Raw genomic sequence first — 17,676 nt, 5'->3', positions numbered from 1 at the left:
CTGGTATTGGGGTGCTGACGCTACGACCGCACGCCCGTCATCACCATCCGCTCGGGCATAAGCGAGGCAACCCAGCCGCCGGAAGTGTCGCAGCAGGTATTCAGGGCCCTTCAACCATTGATCGCTTCGCTTCCCGTCGGTTACCGCATCGAAATGGGCGGCAGTATCGAGGAACCTCTCAAGGCGAATGTCGCGCTGATAAAGATTTTCCCGGCCATCGTCGCTGCCATGCTCATCGTCATCATTCTTCAGGTCCGCAGCCTGTCGACGATGACGATAGTGATGCCGACAGGGCCGCTGGGGCTTGCCGGCGTGGTTCCGATGTTGCTCGTTTTCAACCAGCCCTTTGGCTTCAACGCCATCCTAGGCTTGATTGGATTGGCGGGCATCCTCATACACAATACCCTGATCCTGACGGAACAGACCAAGGAAAACGAGCGGCCGGTCTGGATGACTACTATGCCGTCATCGAAGCGACCGTGCAGAGGACGCGACCCATTATTCTGACAGCACTCGCTGCCGTCCTCGCCTTCATTCCGATAACGCACTCGGTCTTCTGGGGATCTATGGCCTAGACGCTGATCGGCGCGGGCGTTAACACGCTTGGCGCGTTGATGCCAATACGCCGACGACATTGTCTTTTGCTTCCCAAGCGCAAGGTCATCGCCTTGTCTGCGGCCTGCGGCTCAACCTCCCTCGGATCGGGGCGTAGGGTTCTCCGGAAAATCCATAATCAGTTCATAGGCTGTGCTGCGCCCCCCAGCATCTCCTTTTCGGAGGATACCTTCCACTAGCAGGTCCGCAATGTCGCGGGACGCTGTATCCTGGGATGCGTTCGTTAGTTTCGCCCACTTCGTTGATGTAAGCTTGCCCTCGAAGTTACCTTCTAGCAACCTGTTGAGAACCTTGGCTTGTCGTGGGTTAAGATCATGCGCAGCATGCTTTTGCCAGAAATCATTCTTCAGCATGACGTTGTCGAGGGTTGCCAGCGCGCCTCCAACAGCGTTGCCCAGACGATCCAGAAACCACTCGATCCAACTCGTGATATCGAGAGCTTCATTGCTTGTGATCGATTGCAGGGCTTCGTAATAACCAATGCGCGACCTCTCGATAGCGGCAGACATGGAGTAAAGCCTCTGTGCGCCGCCGCCACTACGTGCAAGTGTCATGTCGGCGATTGCACGGGTTATGCGGCCGTTGCCATCACCGAAAGGATGGATGGCTACGAACCAAAGGTGGGCGACAGCCGCTTTTACGAGAGGATCGAGATCATGCGTTTCGTTGAACCATTCGAGGAAGGTCGACATCTCACGCTCTAAGCGATCTGCCGACGGCGCGACATGGTGAACTTTCTCGTATCCGAACGCGCCTGACACGATTTCCATACGACCGCCTGAGTCGTCACGCCAATTGCCGACACGCAGCTTGTGACCCCATTCGTTTCGTCCGGTCGGAAACAGTGCTGCATGCCATTGAAATAGCCGCTCTGCCGTTAGTGGGTGCGAGCAATTGATCGTGGCGTCGAGCGTGATATGGACAATACCCTCAACAGAGCGGTTCGGCGCCACGAACCCATCGATGTCGATACCGAGCCGCCTGGCTAATGATGATCGGACCTGCTGTTCATCTAGTCGCTCTCCTTCGATCGCCGACGACTTGACGACGTCGTCTGTCAGTGCCTGCAGGAACGTTGCCTCGCGCGTACGAAATCCGAGGCTCTCGACACGGCCGATAAGACGCCCCTGATCGAGGCGTACGGCCGCAAGCCTTGGTGCCAAGTGCTCGAGTTTCCATTCAAACTTCGGCCATTGGGGAGATTGCCAGATATAAGTCATAGTGGAGGATAAGATCCAGATGCGGAGAATAGCAAGTGCAATGTCCGCAATTATGCGGATATTATTCCGTGTAATCTCCGCGTCATAAGCATTTTGATCCAGAGTGCTGAGTTTCGGCAGAATTTGCGCCACGTTTCCATTTCGCGTTGTGTCACCTAATCTCACCTAGGGTGTTGACTGGAAACGTCTTTTGGTGGTGTGAGCGGATCGCTCCGAAATGAAAAAGTGGGTCAAATTCGTGCGATAATCAACAATCCAGGACAATGCTGCGGTTTATGAACTCGACTGACCGGTTGGCGTAACCTTAAATTTTTTCGACCGGTGCTCTTGAATCGGAAATTCCCAAAAACCAAATCGTTTGCCGCCAGCCGCTGAAACGAGGGCTGGCCTTGCTGGGAGCGCCGCCTTTGGGCGCTTCCGTACCCATGTTGCTTCAAGGAGGATATGGCTATGGCAACATCTTATGACTACGCACCGCTGTTCCGCTCGACCGTCGGCTTCGACCGGGTTTTTAATCTTCTCGAAAACGCACAGCGCGCCCGCTCGATCAGCGACTGGCCACCCTATGACATCGTCAAGACCGGCGATGACACCTACCGGATCTCGATTGCGGTTGCGGGCTTCACCCAAGACGATCTCGACATCACGTTTCAGTCCCACCTTCTGACAGTCACCGGCAAGAAGCAGGAAGCTTCCTCAGATGGCTACCTGCATCGCGGCATTGCCGGGAGGCCGTTCGAACACCGCTTCGAACTTGCCGACCATGTCCGGGTAAACGGAGCGGACCTGAGCAACGGTTTATTGTCGATTGATCTGGTGCGTGAGATCCCCGAGGCACTGAAGCCGCGAAAAATTACCATCGAAAGCGCCCCAGCTTTGGCATCTGCAGCTCCGGCACAGATCGAAGCGCAGAAGGCAGCGTAACCCGCATTGACTGCAGAACAAGGGCGCCGTGGCTACGGCGCCCATCAACATTCCGGGTTGGGAAGGAGAGAGCGATGAAACCCGATATGTTCAGACAGCCTGTTTCCATTCTAGTCGGCCTCGGCTTTCCGGCAGAGGTTCGCGGCGTGATGGACGCCTACCGGCATCTTTCCGAGTGGCCGGCCTCAAGCCGGGACACCGCCCATTCGATCGCGCTCAAGGCATGCAGTGCCGCGCTGCGTGGTGAAATCGAAGCCGAGACAGCGCGCGGCCTGTTTGCTGCCTTTGCCGAGAAACATGATCTGCTGGCGCCGGAAACCAATGTGATCGCCGCAACGCGCTTGCGGAGAGACAAAGATCCGCACGTGTTGTGAGGTGGTGGGACGATGCACGATTTGCTCCAGCAGGCCACCAACAATGCGATGGCGATGGGACCGACGGTCCTGCTTCAGGGTATGCAGCTTCGGCGACCGATCGACGTGGTGAGAGCGCCGGCCCTTTCCGTCGATGACAAGCGCGCCATTCTTGCAGCATGGGCGTCGGACTTTTACGCCGTCGCTTCCAAGCCAGCACTCCGTCAGCTACCGGGAACAACTCCTGTCTCGATCGATGAGGTGCAGGCTGCCCTGAAAGAACTCGATCAGCGCTACGGTTTTTGATGGCCGGCGCGTTCAGGCGGCCCGCTTCATCGACTTGGCGAGCCGCTTGATTGCCTGCTCCAGTGAGCGCTGTCCATCGCAATAATCCTGCCAGGCGCTTGTATTATCAAGAAGAGCCGGCGCGGTGCGGATCGTGAACCGCTTCGGATCGAGATCTGTCTTCACTTGGGCCCATGTCAGCGGCATCGATACGGTGGCACCGGCACGGGCACGCGGAGATAAAGGCGCAACAGCGGTCGCCATGCGGTCATTGCGCAGGTAGTCGAGGAAGATGCGGCCATTGCGCTGGTTCTTCGCCATCTTGATCAGATAAAGTTCCGGGTTCTCGCGCGCCATCTGCAGGCAGACGTCGTGCGCGAAACCCTTTGCCGCGGGCCACGCCAGCTTCTTGCCCTTCGCGACAGTAAGGGGCGTGACGACGTGAAGGCCCTTGCCGCCGGTGGTCTTGCAAAAACTGACGAGGCCGAGTTCCTCCAGCCGGTCACGCATCTCGCGGGCGGCTTCGACGACGGTGGAGAAGGGGACGTCCGGACCCGGATCGAGATCGAAGACCAGGCGACCCGGCACTTCAGGGAGTTTCGGCTCGCAATTCCATGGATGGAGCTCGACGCCGCCGATCTGCGCGATCGCGGCCAAGCCCTCGACGCGATCGATCTGTAAATACGGCTTCTTGTCGCCGAAGACCTGCACCAGTTCCAGAAGATTGGACGTCCCCGGCATCGCATGGCGCTGAAAGAACTGCTCGCCGCCGATACCGTCAGGCGTCCGGATGATCGAGCACGGGCGGCCCTTGATATGATCGATCAGCCAAGGGCCGACGGCCTCGTAGTAACGAGCCAGTTCCACCTTCGTGACCGGTTCGCCATCGTTGGCGTCCGGCCAAAGCGGCTTGCCCGGGTTGGAGATCAACACGCCCATGACATCTTCCTTGCCGCCTTTGCGCGGCGTCTTTGCGGGCCGTTTGGGCTTGGCCTGTGTCTCCGGATCGGGCGTTTCCACCTCAGCTGGTTCGACCGGCTTCTCGGCGACGACTTCCCCTGCTGGCTTGTCTTCCCGCAATCCCTTGAAGGCCGCCTGGCGGACAAGCCCGTCGGCGGTCCAGCCGGCGAACTCGATCTCTGCCACCAGATCCGGCTTCACCCAGACGACGTTGGGATCCTTCTTCGGCGCCCCAATCCCGGTGAACGGTGACTTGGACGTTTCCAGCGCGCGCAACTTGGGCAGCAGAACATCGACCTTGCCGGCGCCATAGCCCGTGCCGACACGGCCGACATAGACAAAATGGCTGCCGCGATTGACGCCGACCAGCAGCGACCGGAACTTGCCGTTGGTTGTGGCGTAGGCGCCGATCACCACCTCATGGCCGGCCCGGCATTTGGATTTGGCCCATGTCTCGGTGCGGCCGGATTGATAGGGAGCATCCGCCTGTTTGGAGACGATGCCTTCGAGCGATAGCTTGCAGGCCGACTTCAGAACGGCGTCGCCGCCGGTCTCGAAATGCTCGACGAAGCGCAGGCGGGGATCCTCGCCTGCGTCATCGAGCAGTTTCTGCAGCCGATCCTTTCGCTCGATCAGCGGCAGTTCCCGAAGATCCTCGTCAGCCTGGAACAAAAGGTCGAACGTGAAATATACCAGTTCGTCGGTCTTGCCTTCCGAGAGCGCCGCCTGAAGTGCTGCGAAGTCTGGCGCGCCGTTCTGATCGAGGGCGCAGATCTCGCCGTCGATGATGGCGTCAGGAAGCGCGGCGCCGGATTCGGCGATTGCCGGGTACTTTGCCGTCCAGTCGAGGCCCTTGCGGGTTTTGAGCGTCACCTGGCCGTTCTCGATGCGCATCTGAATGCGGTATCCGTCGAACTTGATCTCGTGGATCCAACCATCGGCGGCAGGCGGACGCTCGCGCGTCTCGCAGAGCTGCGGCGCGATGAAGTCCGGCATTGCGGCCTTCGCTGCTTTGGCAGCTTTGGCCGGCGCTTTCTTCTTGGTTTTGGTTTCGGCTTTGCGTTCTTCAGCAGCAAGGCCGTGATTGCTGTCCCAGACCGCATCCGCCTGGATCTCGCCACTCTGGACCATGAACGGCTTCGGCTTCCAGCCTTTGCCGGCGGCAATCGCTTCCATGGTTCGACCGGAGGCGACCGACGTTGTGTTGTCCTCGAGGACCGCAGCACCGTTCTCCTCGACCGAGAAGTCGTCATGATGTTTGATCAGCAGCCAGTTGGTCCGCTTGCCCCCGTCGTGGTCGTTGCGCATCCGCACCAGCACGAAGCTGCCATGCAGCCGCTCGCCTTCCAGGGTGAACTTGAAGTCGCCCTTGGCCAGCGCCTGCTCGGGCGTCTTGCTGCCTTCAGGCTCCCAATAGCCGCGATCCCATAACATCACCGTGCCGCCACCATACTGTCCTTTGGGGATCGTGCCTTCGAAGTCACCGTAGTCGAGCGGGTGGTCCTCGACCTCGACCGCCAACCGCTTGTCGTGCGGATCGAGCGATGGTCCCTTGGTGACGGCCCAAGACTTGAAGACGCCATCAAGTTCGAGCCGCAGATCGTAATGCAGCCGCGTGGCGTCGTGTTTCTGGATGACGAAGCGCCTGCGGTTCGATGCCTTCAGCTTCGCTGCGCCGCTCGGTTCTTGCGTCTTCTGAAAATCGCGCTTCTGCTTGTAGGTCGAGAGCTTGTCGCTGGCCATTGCTGTCCCCGGTTAAAATCCGCCTCCCGTCTCGGATGAGGACGGGGACGAGGCGCGGGCCGGACAGGTAAGACGCTCGGCTGCCGTTTCGTTGGCCGCGATGAGAAACCGGAAAAATCATCGCGTTCGTCATCCCTGTCACGTCCGGTTGACACAGCACGCGATCTCAACAAGCAAAAAGCAACAGATTGTTGTTTTGTTCCATGGATTTGAATAGGAGCGCCATCGGCTCTGAATGATCGACATGGTCCCGTCCGAATTGGTGTACGCGCGTTAGCATAACTGCGCTGCAGCGGGGGCGGTGTACCTCCTGAATGAACTCGGGCAATGGCGTATTCGGCTTCCGCGGGCTCGGCTCTTCCCAGGCAATCAGGGATGTCGGCGCGAAAAGTCCCTCATTGCGGTGAGAACCGGCATCAGATCACGGCCGGAAGCTGCAAGATCATATTCAACACGTGGAGGCTGCTCGTTGTAATCGTGTCTCCTCACGAGGCCATCGTCTTCGAGATCTCGAAGATGTTGCGTTAGCATTTTCTGCGAAACACCCGGAATATCCCGCAATAGCTGCGACGTCCGCATTGGAGCCTTTTCAAAAAGGCGGAACAAGATTGGAAGTTTCCATCGGCCCTCGACCATATTGAGCGTTCTCGTTACGTGAGCGACCGAACCGTCCGGGCCGAGGCAGACGTTTCGATCGTCTTCCAATTCCATAGGCACTTTTAAGTGCGTAATTGCCTCATTCACGGTGCTGTCCATTAGTTGCGTCCTCGTGAGAAGGGAGGTCGTGATGGATCTAAGACTCGGCGGTAAGGTGGCCTTGGTGACCGGCAGCAGCAAGGGCATTGGCGAAGGAATCGCTGAAGCGCTCGCTCGCGAAGGGGCAATCGTGATCGTTCATGGTCGAAACAGGGATAAAGCCGAAGAGGTTGCTCACAACGTCCGTAGCCGAGGCGGGCGCGCAGTTGCTGTTGTCGGTGATCTGACGAAAGACGACGACGTCGAGCACCTGGTCAATGAAGCGCAGGCTCTCGTTGGACCTGTAGAAATCCTCATCAACAATGCCGGTGGCTCCGGTCAATTGGAGGATTGGTCGATGACGCGAACCGAGACATGGGCGAGCGGATATGACCGGAATGTGCTTGCTGCCGTAAGGGTGACATCCCGCTTGCTGCCCAACATGCGGGCTGCGAAGTGGGGAAGGATCATAAACATCTCAAGCCTCGCGGGTTTGATGCCTCCGTCCAAAAAACCAGACTACGCCGCAGCAAAGGCGGCGATGATTGCGATGACCGCTTCGTTGGCAAAGGCCGTCGCACGTGAAGGCATTACGGCGAATACAGTCTCGCCCGGAACGATTCACAGCGCCAGTCTTGATGAAGCGTTCCGCAAGGCGGCCCTTACGCAAGGGCTTGCGCCAGATGCACCATGGCCCGAAGTCGAAAGGGTCGCACTGCCAATGTTCGCGCAAGTGCCAATTGGGCGGGTTGGCACAGTGGAAGAAATTGCCGATGCTGTCGCCTTCCTCGCGAGCCCGCGTGCGAGCTATATCACCGGGGCGAATCTGCGGCCTGATGGAGGAATGTGGCCCGGCCTCTAGACGGATACGAAAGGAGCGCCACGCCCACGGATCGGCAGTCGGTGCCGCTCCAAGTCCGACGAACCGATTGCGGCCTCTAGGACGCGAAACTGCACCAACCTTGAACTGTTGTTATAGCGTCGGCGAAATCATGTGGCGCCTCCCAGGGCAGATTATGTCCGCACCCGGCCACTCGATGCTCGTGTCGTGCTTTGAACATGGGGGCATGATCAGCCGTTCCGCCGGGCTTTAACGGATCTTGGGTCCCGTCGATAGTGATCGCGGGGACGGTTATGGGTGGCTTTTCGGCCAACCGCGTTTCCAGATCAGCCAGAGCGGGATCTCCCGCTGCGTTCCCGAAGTCGAACCGATAGGAGTGGATGACGACATCGACGAAGTCCGGATTGTCGAAAGAGGCCGCTGTCCGGTCAAACGTCGCGTCGTCAAACGCCCAGGTCGGCGACCACTGCTTCCAGAGGATCCTGCACAAATCGCGGCGGTGGAGAGCCAAGCACTCGCGGCCGCGCTCGTGCTGAAACAAATGTTAGTACCAGACAGCCTGTTCGAGGCTGGGCTGGTAGGCGTGGCCGAGCCGGTTCACATCGATAACGTCGTAACCCGCATAGGAGACCAGGCCGGCCACTCGATCGGGCCACAGTGCCGATGCAACGCATGAAGCAAGGCCGCCCCAGTCATAGCCGGCGAGAATGGCCTTCTCGATACCAAAAGCGTCCAGCAGATCGATGACGTCCTTGCCAAGAGCAGCCTGCTGACCGCTGCGCATCGTGGAGCTGGACCGGAAGCGCGTTGGACCAAAGCCGCGCAGGTACGGGACAATCACCCGCGCTCCCGCTTCCGCCAGGCGAGGGGCCACCTCGTCATAGGCGTGTATGTCGTACGGAAACCCATGGCTCAGCACCACAGGCCAACCTTCGGGCGAGCCGTGTTCAAAATAAGCAATTTCGAGTGTTTTGGTTTTGGCTGTTCGCATGGAGGTCCTCGCATCTGGAACTGCTTCGTGACGCACTCTCTTTGCGAGCGCCTCCCTTTGGCGGCGGTTTGGTTAGCTTTCCGGACGCTGAGAAGAGGGTGCGCACGCGGGTTATCATTGCAGTTGCTGTTCAACGACTGCGGTGAAATAGGAAGCCCCGAAAGGCAGGGCCTCGTCATTGAAATCAAACCACGCGCTGTGAAGGATCCGGCCATTGTCATCCGGGCCATTTCCGATCCACCCGTAGCATCCGCGGCGGTCTTCAAGCATGAAGGCGAAGTCCTCGACAATCATCGTCTGCGGCGGGTTTGTCTCGACCTTAGTGAATACCGATAATGCTGCAGCTTCGGCCGCTTGCGCCGCCGGCTCGGAGTTAACGAGGGTCGGATATTGCTGAGCGTACGACACCTTGCAGTGGGCACCTGTCGACAACGCTATACCTTCGACGACGCGGCGAAGCGCCGATTCCGCTGCCGCGCGTGCTCGGGGAGAGAAAGCTCTCACCGTCCCTCGAATGGTGACTGTGTTCGGCAAGACGTTGTAAGCGTCCCCACCATGGATCTGCGTTGCACTGACGACAAGGGCGTCGAGAGGATCAGTGTTTCGGGCCGCTATCTGCTGAAGCGCAACAAGGATATGGCCAGCCGTCAGAACGACATCAGCGCCCTTGTGTGGTTGCGCTGCGTGCATGCCCTTGGAGGACGCCTCTATCTCAAAGCTATCGCCCGACGCCATCATCGGGCCGGCCTTAACCGCGAAGGTTCCGATGTCCATTCCCGGCCAATTATGCAAGCCGTATATTTCGTCGCATCGAAAGGTTTCGAACAATCCTTCGCGGATCATTCGAGCCGCCCCGCCATCCGCGCCGCCCATTTCCTCTGCAGGCTGGAAGATGAAAACAACCCGGCCCGAAAAATTGCGGGTTTCGGCAAGATAGCGGGCGGCACCCAGCAGCATGGCTGTGTGCCCATCGTGCCCGCAAGCGTGCATGACGCCCATGTTTACCGAACGGTGTCCAAAATCGTTGCGCTCCTCAATCGCGAGCGCGTCCATGTCAGCGCGCAGACCAATGGAGCGTTGGCCGCTTCGACCCCCGTACAGGATGCCAACGACGCCGGTTCCGCCAATGCCTTCGCTGACCTCGATCCCGAAGGACCGAAGTTTGTCAGCGACGAACTTTGCTGTTTGATGCTCTTGGTATGAAAGTTCTGGATTGGCATGAAGATGACGCCGCCACTTGCTCATCTCATCGTGGAATTCTGCGATCCTGTTGATGACCGGCACAGTCAGTACTCCGTGTTCTGAATGTCGCGATAGGCTAGCTGGAGATGCTCCGTCAGGCGGTCAATTGCGCCATCCGCATCCGCGTTGCGGCAGGCCTGCAGCAGTTCGCGATGCTCGGCAGCCGATTTCTCCGATCTGACAACGATGGACTTCGCAATCGTTTCCGCAAAAGCAGATGCCCTGTTGAGATGCTCGATGGTCCTCATGAGCGTTCGCCGGCCTGACGGACGGTAGAGCGCATGATGGAATTCCCAATTCAACTGGGAGAGCTTGTAGAGGTCGCGTTCTGCGTCAGCTGCATCGAGCGCCATCTCTGCCTTGGCGAAATCAAGCTTTGTATGGTGCTCAAGCGCAGACTTGAGTGCAAGCGGTTCCAGCAGAAGGCGCATATCAAACAGATCGCGCACCATTTGCAAATCAGGTTGTGCAACACGTGCTCCCTTGAAGCCGACTGCCTCGACTAACCCTTCCTCGGCGAGTGACTGAAGCGCGTGCCGGAGAGGAGTGCGACTGATACTCAAGTGTCCCGATAAGGCTTCCTGCCTAAGTGGCTGACCGGGACGATATGTCCCACTCAGGATAAGCGTCCTAATCTTGTCGGTCGCCGCTTCCGACTGAGTCTTTTCAGTATCCGAAATCATAATTGTATCCAATAATAAAAATGCTGGGCTGTCAAGCAGCGGTACATGCGGAAGACTGAAGTAATGGCCTGGTTGCCACTCACTCCGATTTTACGTCGCTCGAACGTGTTATGGGCCCGGCGAACCAACCGCATGCCAGTTTGATTAGCTGTTTCTCAAGCGCCCTCGTGAGTTATGATGAAGCTCGGCGAGCGCGTCGTGGAGTGTCGGAGGCTGCGGATAGCCTCACGGCAAGAACGCAGTTAGCTTATTTTTTCCCAACTAAGCTGGTCGGCAGACCTGTGCATGTGGTCCGCTTGATTACGCGTCAGAAGTTCGAATTGGTTCGAGACCTGAAAGTTTAGGAGACGTAGCCGCCGCTCCCGATGTTTCAAGCCTCTGCGGCGATCCGGTTTGGGCCAGCAAAATCCAAATCTGTGAACCGAAGCTGTCCAGCTTGCCTACCCTTCCTAGCCGGCTGTCAGATGCTGAACAAGTTCGCGTACCCAGCGGTGGCCCTGATGTCCTTGGCTGCGCTCATGCCATATCAGCGCCACCTCGAAACTTTCCGACAGCCACGGAACTTCCATAACGTCGAGTGGAGGCCCGGCGGTCCGCAGTAGCCGTCGCGGTACCAGGGCGACGAGGTCGCTGGACGCAACCATTCCAGGAACGATCAGGAAGGTGGCCGCCGAGGCAGCAACCCTTCGCTGGCAGCCCTGTGCCGTCAGTAAGGCATCGACCGGCGTAGTGAAGCTTCCGCCGGACGGAGAGACGATCACCTGTTCGAGGCCGGCGAAACCCTCCACCGTCCGCGCCTCCCTGATCCGCGGATGCCCTTTCCGGCCAATGAGAACATAGCTCTCTTCGAACAGGCACTGAGTGCGAAGGTCCTGATGATTTGGATCAGGAGTGGCGATGGCGAAATCGACCTCGCCGTCTGCAAGTTGCCGGGCCAATGCCGGTGGGTTCAGGCGATGAACCGCGACGCGTATTCTGGGAGCTTGCGCGCGCAAAGCCAGGATCAGAGGGATTGCCACAGTGGCCTCGACATAATCCGTGCAGGCGATGGCCACCTTCAGCTCCGCGGTCTCCGGGGCGAACATGTCATGACTTTGAAGCATCTTGCGGAACTGGTCTAGCGATGCCCGCAGTGGTTCCAGCAGCTCGAGCGCCTTCGCCGTCGGAATCATGCCTCGGTGGGCAGGAACCAGCAGCGGGTCCTCGAACAGGTCGCGGAGACGGTTCAACTGAGCGCTGAGCGCTGGCTGGCTCAGGCCAAGCCGAGAGGCCGCCTTCGTGACGTTTCGCTCTGCGAGAAGAACTTCCAGGCTGACTAGGAGGTTGAGGTCTATTCGAGATGTATCCATCTGCTGGATGGTAGCACCAAAAGGAATCGATTTCACAGATACGTTGCGAGCTGCGATGACCATTTCCGCAAGGAGCGTCAAAGAAGCTCCAACAGCTGATGGAGGTCTATATGTCGATCGAAAGCAAACCCCTGGTCGTGGTGGCTGGCAGCCTGAGCAAGCAGGGCCGCAGCGTCGCCCAGTCCCTGTTGGGGAGCGGGCGGTACCGAGTGCGTGCCCTTACGAGCCGTATCGATTCCCCCGAGGCGCTTCGGCTGGCTGAACAGGGCGCCGAGCTTGTCGAAGTACCTCTCGCGCTTAATCACGGCAAGGATCTCGTCAAAGCATTCCAAGGCGCGCAGATGGCCTTCCTGATGACGCCAGGTGTCGTCCCGCCAGCGGGCTATGAGTTCGACATCGGGAAGGAGCTTGCAGACGCCTGCGTTCAGGCCGGCGTCGGCCACGTCGTCTTCAGCTCGCTGGAGAACGTCGACAGCATTACAGGTGGAACGAAGTTCGCGCCGCACTTCACGGACAAGGCAAGGGTGGAGGCCTACATCCGTGGTCTTCCGATCCGAAGCTCGTTCATTCAGCTCGCATTCTTCTACACCAACCTGCTCGAATACTATGTTCCGCGTAAGGACGGCGACGCGTTGGTTTTTCCGGTCTACCTGCCGGAGCATTTTCAAGCTCCGTTTGTCGATCCGCTGACGGCGACCGGGCCAGCGGTCCTGGAGATCTTCGATCACCCGGACACCTATACCGGTCATACCCTACCGGTCATCGGCGACATCCTCTCTCCGGCCGAGATGATCGAGACATTTACCCGCGTCACCGGGAAAAAGGCCGTCTACGCCTCCGCCTATAGCTCCAAGGAACTGGTAGACCACTTTCCCGAGTTTGCGAGGAACGAGGAGCTCGTCCGTGAGATCATCGGTATGGCGGAATATGCAGTAGAGCAGGGTTATTTCCGCAAGGACCGTGATCTCGAATGGAGCCGACGGATCAACCCAGCAAGCCTGAGTTGGGAGCAGTTCCTCAGGACGACGAACTGGAACGGCGATCGAAAAGCGTTTGGCATTATCTAGCCGCTAAGGATTGACGGCGACCGTAACCTGGGTGGCCGTCATCCTGCCTGTAGTGTCCTCCCGACGCCTTCGAAACTCAGCCGCTCGCAGGGTTGGATCCCTTCGGGGCGACGCTTCCGCCTGAACCTTATCAAGCCGCAGGATGTCGAAAGCGAAGGATCTCGGCGACGGCAATCTTCTCAGCTGTTTGCCCGCCCGACTAGCGGATCGTGTTCTCAAGCTCATCTTTGAGGCGCTCGGCATCCATCGGGACACAATAAACCGGCCTGCCGCGCTCCAATCGCCATCCCTCGGCAAGAAGGCCGGCATCCACTGCATCGAAGCCGAACTGGTCATAGAGCATTGCGACGACTGCCTTGTCGGCGGAATTGTCGCCGGCCAAAGGAAGGCCTCGACGTTGAGATGATCCTGCCAGTCGTCCACCCTTTTCGAGGTCGTCCATGACGATCGCATTGAACGCCTTGACGATCCGTGAGCGCGGCAGGTGACGCGCCAGCATTTCGCTTGTCGTTGTCTCGCTTGCGTCCAGTTCTGGAATGTTGCCGTCGCGTTCGACGTAGTAGTTGTTCGTGTCGATCACCAGTTTGCCTTCGAGTGGCTCAACCGGAATAGACCGATAGGCTGCCAGTGGAATTGCGATGATAACGAGTTCGCCGAAAGCCGCGGCCTCGTCCACCGTTCCTACTTGGCAGCCAATGCTGCGGCTCAGGCTGAACAGGGTCTGAGGAGCGCGCGAATTGCTCAACATTACAGAATGGCCCGAAGCGACAGCGAGCTTGCCGATTGCACGGCCAACCATGCCCGCCCCTATGATTCCAATTTTCATGATGTTTCTCCGATTGATTTCGCAAACATGGGTTTAATTGAGTGCCACATTGAGATAAATCGCCAATGCAAGCAGACATTCCCAACTGTAAGGGGGTAATCTTGGACAAACTTTCGAGCATGGCTGTTTTTGTCAAAGCCTCCGACCTGGGCTCTTTTGCCGCCACAGCAGAGGCCTTGGGAATGTCACCCCAAATGGTCGCCAAACATGTTGTGTTCCTGGAGGACCGACTTGGGACGGCGTTACTTCACCGCACGACGCGGCGACAAAGTCTGACCGACGTGGGAAGGGCGTTCTATGACCGCTGCAAGCAGCTGCTTTCAGACGTCGAGGCGGCTGAATCCGTTGCACTTGATATGCGTTCCCAGCCAAAAGGCGTGCTGCGGGTCAATGCTCCGGTGACCTTCGGTGCCTTTAGTCTGGCGCCGTTCGTGACGCGCTATCTCGACCGCTATCCGGACATGCGAATAGACCTTACTCTCAACGACCGTTTCGTTGATCCGTTGGAGGAGGGGTTCGAGGTGATGGTAAGGATCGGCGAGGTCGAAGACCCATCGCTGATCGCGCTTCCTCTCGCTCCCTATCGGCTGATTGCATGTGCGTCTCCGGACTATCTTATCCGGCATGGCACCCCTCGAATTCCTCTGGATCTGGAGCAGCATGATTGCCTTGCCTATGGCGACGGGCCGTCCTCGACTCCCTGCCGCTGGCGGTTCAGTCGCAGCGGCAAAAGCGAGGAGGTGCGTATCAGCGGTAGAATCCGTAGCAACGACTGGAAGGCCTTGTTGCATGCCTCGATCGCAGGCTATGGCATCACGTTGGGGCCGGAAAGTGTGCTGAACGCAGAAATCACTGCCGGGCGACTTGTCCAGGTGCTGCCCGACCACGAGGGTCCGTCTCGTCCAATGCACGTGATTTACCCCGTCGGGCGCCGGCCTACCGCCAAGGTACAAAGCTTCGTCGAAGCGCTATTGGACGAATTCGGGAAGGTTGACGCCGACTAGACAAGGCGGGAGTTCTGGCAACTGGTGAGTTCCGCAGATAGCGAGCGAACGAACTACTCATTACCGGGGTAGAGGGTCGATTTGGTTCGAAACCTAGATCCCAAAGGTCTGGCTGGAATTGTGTGCGAACACTCCGTCTTCCGGCGAGTGAACAGGAACCTGATTGAAGGACAGACGATGGCCGGCTTCTTTGAAGGTTTCACTGAACAGTATGTAACCACATCGCATGGCGAGATTCGTTTGCGGCATGGCGGGTCCGGCTTCCCAATCCTCCTTCTTCACGGGCACCCGAGAACGCATACGACCTGGTTCAGGGTGGCTCCCCGACTTGCGCGTCATTTCTCGGTTGTTTGTGCAGACATGCCCGGGTTCGGGCGGAGCTATCAGCCGAAAACACTCGCGGATAGTTCGGGAAAAGCGAAGGCCGCGGCATTACATGAGTGTATGGCAATTCTCGGTCACGACAGATTCGGGATCGCGGGCCACGACCGTGGATCGTATCGCGCATTTCGGCTGGCGATGGACTTTCCTGAAAGTGTGTCCGGCCTTGTCGTCATGGACGGCATTCCGATCTACGAGGTCTTGAGCCGCGCAGATTGGCGCTTTGCAAAGAGCTGGTGGCACTGGTTCTTTTTTGCGCAAAGCGAAAAAGCTGAAGCTGCAATCCGCAGCAATCCCGAACTTTGGTATCCTGCGGAAGCAGCCATTGGGTCAGGAAATAATCGGGATTACCTCACCGCCACCCGAGACCCTGAGGTGGTGCGTGGCATGCTTGCTGATTATCGCGCAGGACTTGAGTTTGATTACGACGATGACAAACGCGACAAGGAGTCTGATAGACACCTCCAATGCCCCCTGGGAGTTCTCTGGTCGCGGCAGGACGATATGGAAAGGCTGTACGGAGACCCAGCAGACCCCTGGTCGGACTGGAGCGACCGGATCGTGCTGCGGCATGGTATCGAAAGTGGACATCACATGGCAGAAGAGTCCCCTGATGAGGTTGCGAACCAGATTGAGGCATTCTTCGCACGAATACGATGAGCGTTCGCAGAGAAGAAGACCCGACCAACCCGGACGGTGGCTTGGCCGCATCAGCATTAGCGTTGTAGTGCAGGCCTAGCCCCTCCGATGGCATGCACGGCAGGCTTCTGGTAGTGTAGGACGTTGCGGTATCGTTAGGGGGCAGCCATGTCTTTGCTTGCGTTGCATCATGTATCGATCATCACCGCCGACCTTGGTAAATCATTGCCGTTTTATCGCGACGCGTTCGGCCTCACCGAGATCGCGCGGCCGAGTTTTTCCGTTAGCGGTGCCTGGCTGGCGTGTGGCGACCTACAAGTGCATCTTGTCGAATATCCGGAAGGCACGTTCCGACAGAACCCTGCTGTCGATCGTAACGACTGGCATTTCGCTTTCCGCACGGACAATTTCGACGACGCCGTCGATCGACTGATGCGACTTGGTTTCCGCGAAGACCTGCCTCAGGGCGATCCACATTGTCTGCTGATCTTTCGTAACGGCCTTGCCGGCTTTCCACAGCTCTACCTCCGTGACCCCGACTTCAATGTCGTCGAGATCAACGGAGCGCCGTAGTCACAGAGAGTATCCGTGATGATGAAGCTGGGCCGCCGGCAACCATGTTTTCTCGGCGGCTAGACTCACATTAAGCGCCAACATCGAAGCTAGAATCTCAAATTAAGTGCCGCACTATCTTTTTGAAATAATTGTATGCGGTGGACGTCGAGACTGATGGCGGCAGAATCCGCCCGCTTACAGATACGCTGGATTGAGAACGGGGGAGGCACTTCTATGGCAGCCAAAGCAGCTGGTACTTGGAAGAGCTTCTCCTAACTTGAGCCACTGTTTAGAAATAAACGCGATATGATATCCTCGATCACTGGGAGGACAAAGACCTCCCCCAGGAACCATACCAGCGCCTTGATGCTCGGACTGCTAGGCCGTCTGTCCGGCGTGAATGGGGTCATCTCCGCAGACAGTACAACCACAGTTGACATTTCGAAGACCATTGAGTTGAAGTTGGTAGGGCTTGGCAACCGAGAGGATTAACCGTGAGGAAATTCAGAATTAGTCTTATTGCCACCGCGGCCGTGGCATTCGCGATATCCAACGCATCCGCATCGATCCCGCGTCTTACAGCGCCGTCCGAGAGCCAGCATTCGATGAAACCATCCATGGTGCAAACAGCCAGCTTTGCGCAGGGGTGCAAAGATCCTAATTACGCGTGGTATGAGTACAGCGGTTGGGAAGCGATTGGTTGCATAATTAGCGGTCAATGGCCGTAAGGCATATGGCGGCGCCCGCCTTTCCAAGAACGGTTCGGCGGGCGTTCAGCGAGCTGCGTCGCGCCCGGCATTGATTATCGTCATCGATCTGGATCCGGGTTCAGATGCCGCAGCAGCCATATCGTCTCGATGGCGCGTCGGCGACACGCCAAGCCTGGCAACGGCCACTAAGATTCAGGTGCTTATAGTTTCGGCTGATTTGACAGTACCTGTAAGCTCGCAAAAAATCGCGCGATAGAACGAGCGATTTTTGCGGTAGTCTCGTAGATCACTGGTCAATGTCACCGCCACGCCAGCAGAACCCGCGCAAAGGCATGTAACGACGTACGACGTCATCTTGCGATCGCCTGGCCAGCGACCTTGATATTCGCGAACAAGGCTGCCGTTATCCGTTATGGAATATTCATCTCCAACCTGACTGTAGAGATGCATTTCTTTTACGGCCTCGAACAGTGCGTCAGACAAAAGCTTCCGTAGCGTCCGTCTTAGAAATCATCATCGACCTCCTTCACGCTTTGACGGACGCTCTTGGGCA

General features: G+C 57.9%; 15 protein-coding genes and 2 pseudogenes. 9 read left to right on the top strand and 8 right to left on the bottom strand.

Translation table 11 applies throughout. From position 1 onward, the window contains the following. Window positions 1-18: 18 nt before the first annotated feature. A pseudogene (locus V6R85_RS21330) lies at window positions 19-572 on the top strand (efflux RND transporter permease subunit); the annotation flags it as partial. Between the two features lie 114 nt (window positions 573-686). On the opposite strand, the gene V6R85_RS21325 reads toward V6R85_RS21330, so the two are convergent. After that, window positions 687-1,967: a Fic family protein gene (locus V6R85_RS21325; RefSeq protein ID WP_306966111.1), complete on the bottom strand. Its 1,281-nt coding sequence runs from the start codon at window positions 1,965-1,967 to the stop codon at window positions 687-689. A 318-nt stretch (window positions 1,968-2,285) separates the two neighbouring features. On the opposite strand from V6R85_RS21325, the gene V6R85_RS21320 reads away from it, so the two are divergent. The 3 genes from V6R85_RS21320 to V6R85_RS21310 all read left to right on the top strand — a co-directional run bounded on the left by V6R85_RS21320 (window position 2,286) and on the right by V6R85_RS21310 (window position 3,418). Continuing rightward, window positions 2,286-2,759, top strand: a complete 474-nt coding sequence (locus V6R85_RS21320; protein WP_087746455.1) for an Hsp20 family protein — start codon at window positions 2,286-2,288, stop codon at window positions 2,757-2,759. 74 nt (window positions 2,760-2,833) lie between these two features. Beyond that, entirely contained in the window at window positions 2,834-3,133 is a 300-nt protein-coding gene (locus V6R85_RS21315) for a DUF982 domain-containing protein (RefSeq protein WP_087746457.1), read from the top strand. Window positions 3,134-3,145: 12 nt separating this feature from the next. Further along, entirely contained in the window at window positions 3,146-3,418 is a 273-nt protein-coding gene (locus V6R85_RS21310) for a hypothetical protein (protein WP_087746459.1), read from the top strand. Window positions 3,419-3,430: 12 nt separating this feature from the next. On the opposite strand, the gene ligD is transcribed toward V6R85_RS21310, so the two are convergent. Together ligD and V6R85_RS21300 are read right to left on the bottom strand one after the other, a co-directional pair. Then, window positions 3,431-6,100, bottom strand: coding sequence for a DNA ligase D (gene ligD, locus V6R85_RS21305; protein WP_087746460.1), 2,670 nt, complete (start codon window positions 6,098-6,100; stop codon window positions 3,431-3,433). A gap of 369 nt (window positions 6,101-6,469) precedes the next feature. After that, window positions 6,470-6,856, bottom strand: coding sequence for a winged helix-turn-helix transcriptional regulator (locus tag V6R85_RS21300; RefSeq protein ID WP_087746463.1), 387 nt, complete (start codon window positions 6,854-6,856; stop codon window positions 6,470-6,472). Window positions 6,857-6,887: 31 nt separating this feature from the next. Between V6R85_RS21300 and V6R85_RS21295 the strand changes: the two genes are divergently transcribed. Further along, entirely contained in the window at window positions 6,888-7,697 is an 810-nt protein-coding gene (locus V6R85_RS21295; protein WP_087746465.1) for an SDR family NAD(P)-dependent oxidoreductase, read from the top strand. A 76-nt stretch (window positions 7,698-7,773) separates the two neighbouring features. On the opposite strand, the pseudogene V6R85_RS21290 reads toward V6R85_RS21295, so the two are convergent. The 4 genes and pseudogenes from V6R85_RS21290 to V6R85_RS21275 form a co-directional block, all read right to left on the bottom strand. Then, a pseudogene (locus V6R85_RS21290) lies at window positions 7,774-8,667 on the bottom strand (alpha/beta fold hydrolase). 114 nt (window positions 8,668-8,781) lie between these two features. Continuing rightward, window positions 8,782-9,951, bottom strand: a complete 1,170-nt coding sequence (locus V6R85_RS21285; protein WP_111785095.1) for a M20 aminoacylase family protein — start codon at window positions 9,949-9,951, stop codon at window positions 8,782-8,784. Between the two features lie 2 nt (window positions 9,952-9,953). Further along, the gene (locus V6R85_RS21280) at window positions 9,954-10,592 is read right to left on the bottom strand and encodes a GntR family transcriptional regulator (protein ID WP_087746469.1); all 639 of its coding nucleotides are present in this window, start codon (window positions 10,590-10,592) and stop codon (window positions 9,954-9,956) included. Window positions 10,593-11,041: 449 nt separating this feature from the next. Beyond that, window positions 11,042-12,022, bottom strand: a complete 981-nt coding sequence (locus tag V6R85_RS21275) for a LysR family transcriptional regulator (RefSeq protein WP_236773446.1) — start codon at window positions 12,020-12,022, stop codon at window positions 11,042-11,044. A 29-nt stretch (window positions 12,023-12,051) separates the two neighbouring features. Here V6R85_RS21275 and V6R85_RS21270 point away from each other — a divergent pair, with 29 nt between their 5' ends. Then, window positions 12,052-13,008, top strand: coding sequence for an NmrA/HSCARG family protein (locus V6R85_RS21270; RefSeq protein WP_087746479.1), 957 nt, complete (start codon window positions 12,052-12,054; stop codon window positions 13,006-13,008). Window positions 13,009-13,207: 199 nt separating this feature from the next. On the opposite strand, the gene V6R85_RS21265 is transcribed toward V6R85_RS21270, so the two are convergent. Beyond that, window positions 13,208-13,834: an NADPH-dependent F420 reductase gene (locus tag V6R85_RS21265; RefSeq protein WP_087746471.1), complete on the bottom strand. Its 627-nt coding sequence runs from the start codon at window positions 13,832-13,834 to the stop codon at window positions 13,208-13,210. 101 nt (window positions 13,835-13,935) lie between these two features. Between V6R85_RS21265 and V6R85_RS21260 the strand changes: the two genes are divergently transcribed. From V6R85_RS21260 to V6R85_RS21250, 3 genes are all read left to right on the top strand, one after another. After that, window positions 13,936-14,838, top strand: a complete 903-nt coding sequence (locus V6R85_RS21260) for a LysR family transcriptional regulator (RefSeq protein WP_162686279.1) — start codon at window positions 13,936-13,938, stop codon at window positions 14,836-14,838. Between the two features lie 177 nt (window positions 14,839-15,015). Beyond that, entirely contained in the window at window positions 15,016-15,879 is an 864-nt protein-coding gene (locus tag V6R85_RS21255; protein WP_087746475.1) for an alpha/beta fold hydrolase, read from the top strand. Between the two features lie 147 nt (window positions 15,880-16,026). Continuing rightward, window positions 16,027-16,431, top strand: coding sequence for a VOC family protein (locus V6R85_RS21250; RefSeq protein ID WP_111785094.1), 405 nt, complete (start codon window positions 16,027-16,029; stop codon window positions 16,429-16,431). The last annotated feature ends 1,245 nt before the right edge of the window (window positions 16,432-17,676 follow it).

Source organism: Agrobacterium sp. CCNWLW32, assembly GCF_037083425.1.
Taxonomy (GTDB): domain Bacteria; phylum Pseudomonadota; class Alphaproteobacteria; order Rhizobiales; family Rhizobiaceae; genus Agrobacterium; species Agrobacterium radiobacter.
The sequence above is the reverse complement of the archived record's forward strand: the minus strand, read 5'-3'. Positions and strand labels throughout refer to the sequence as shown.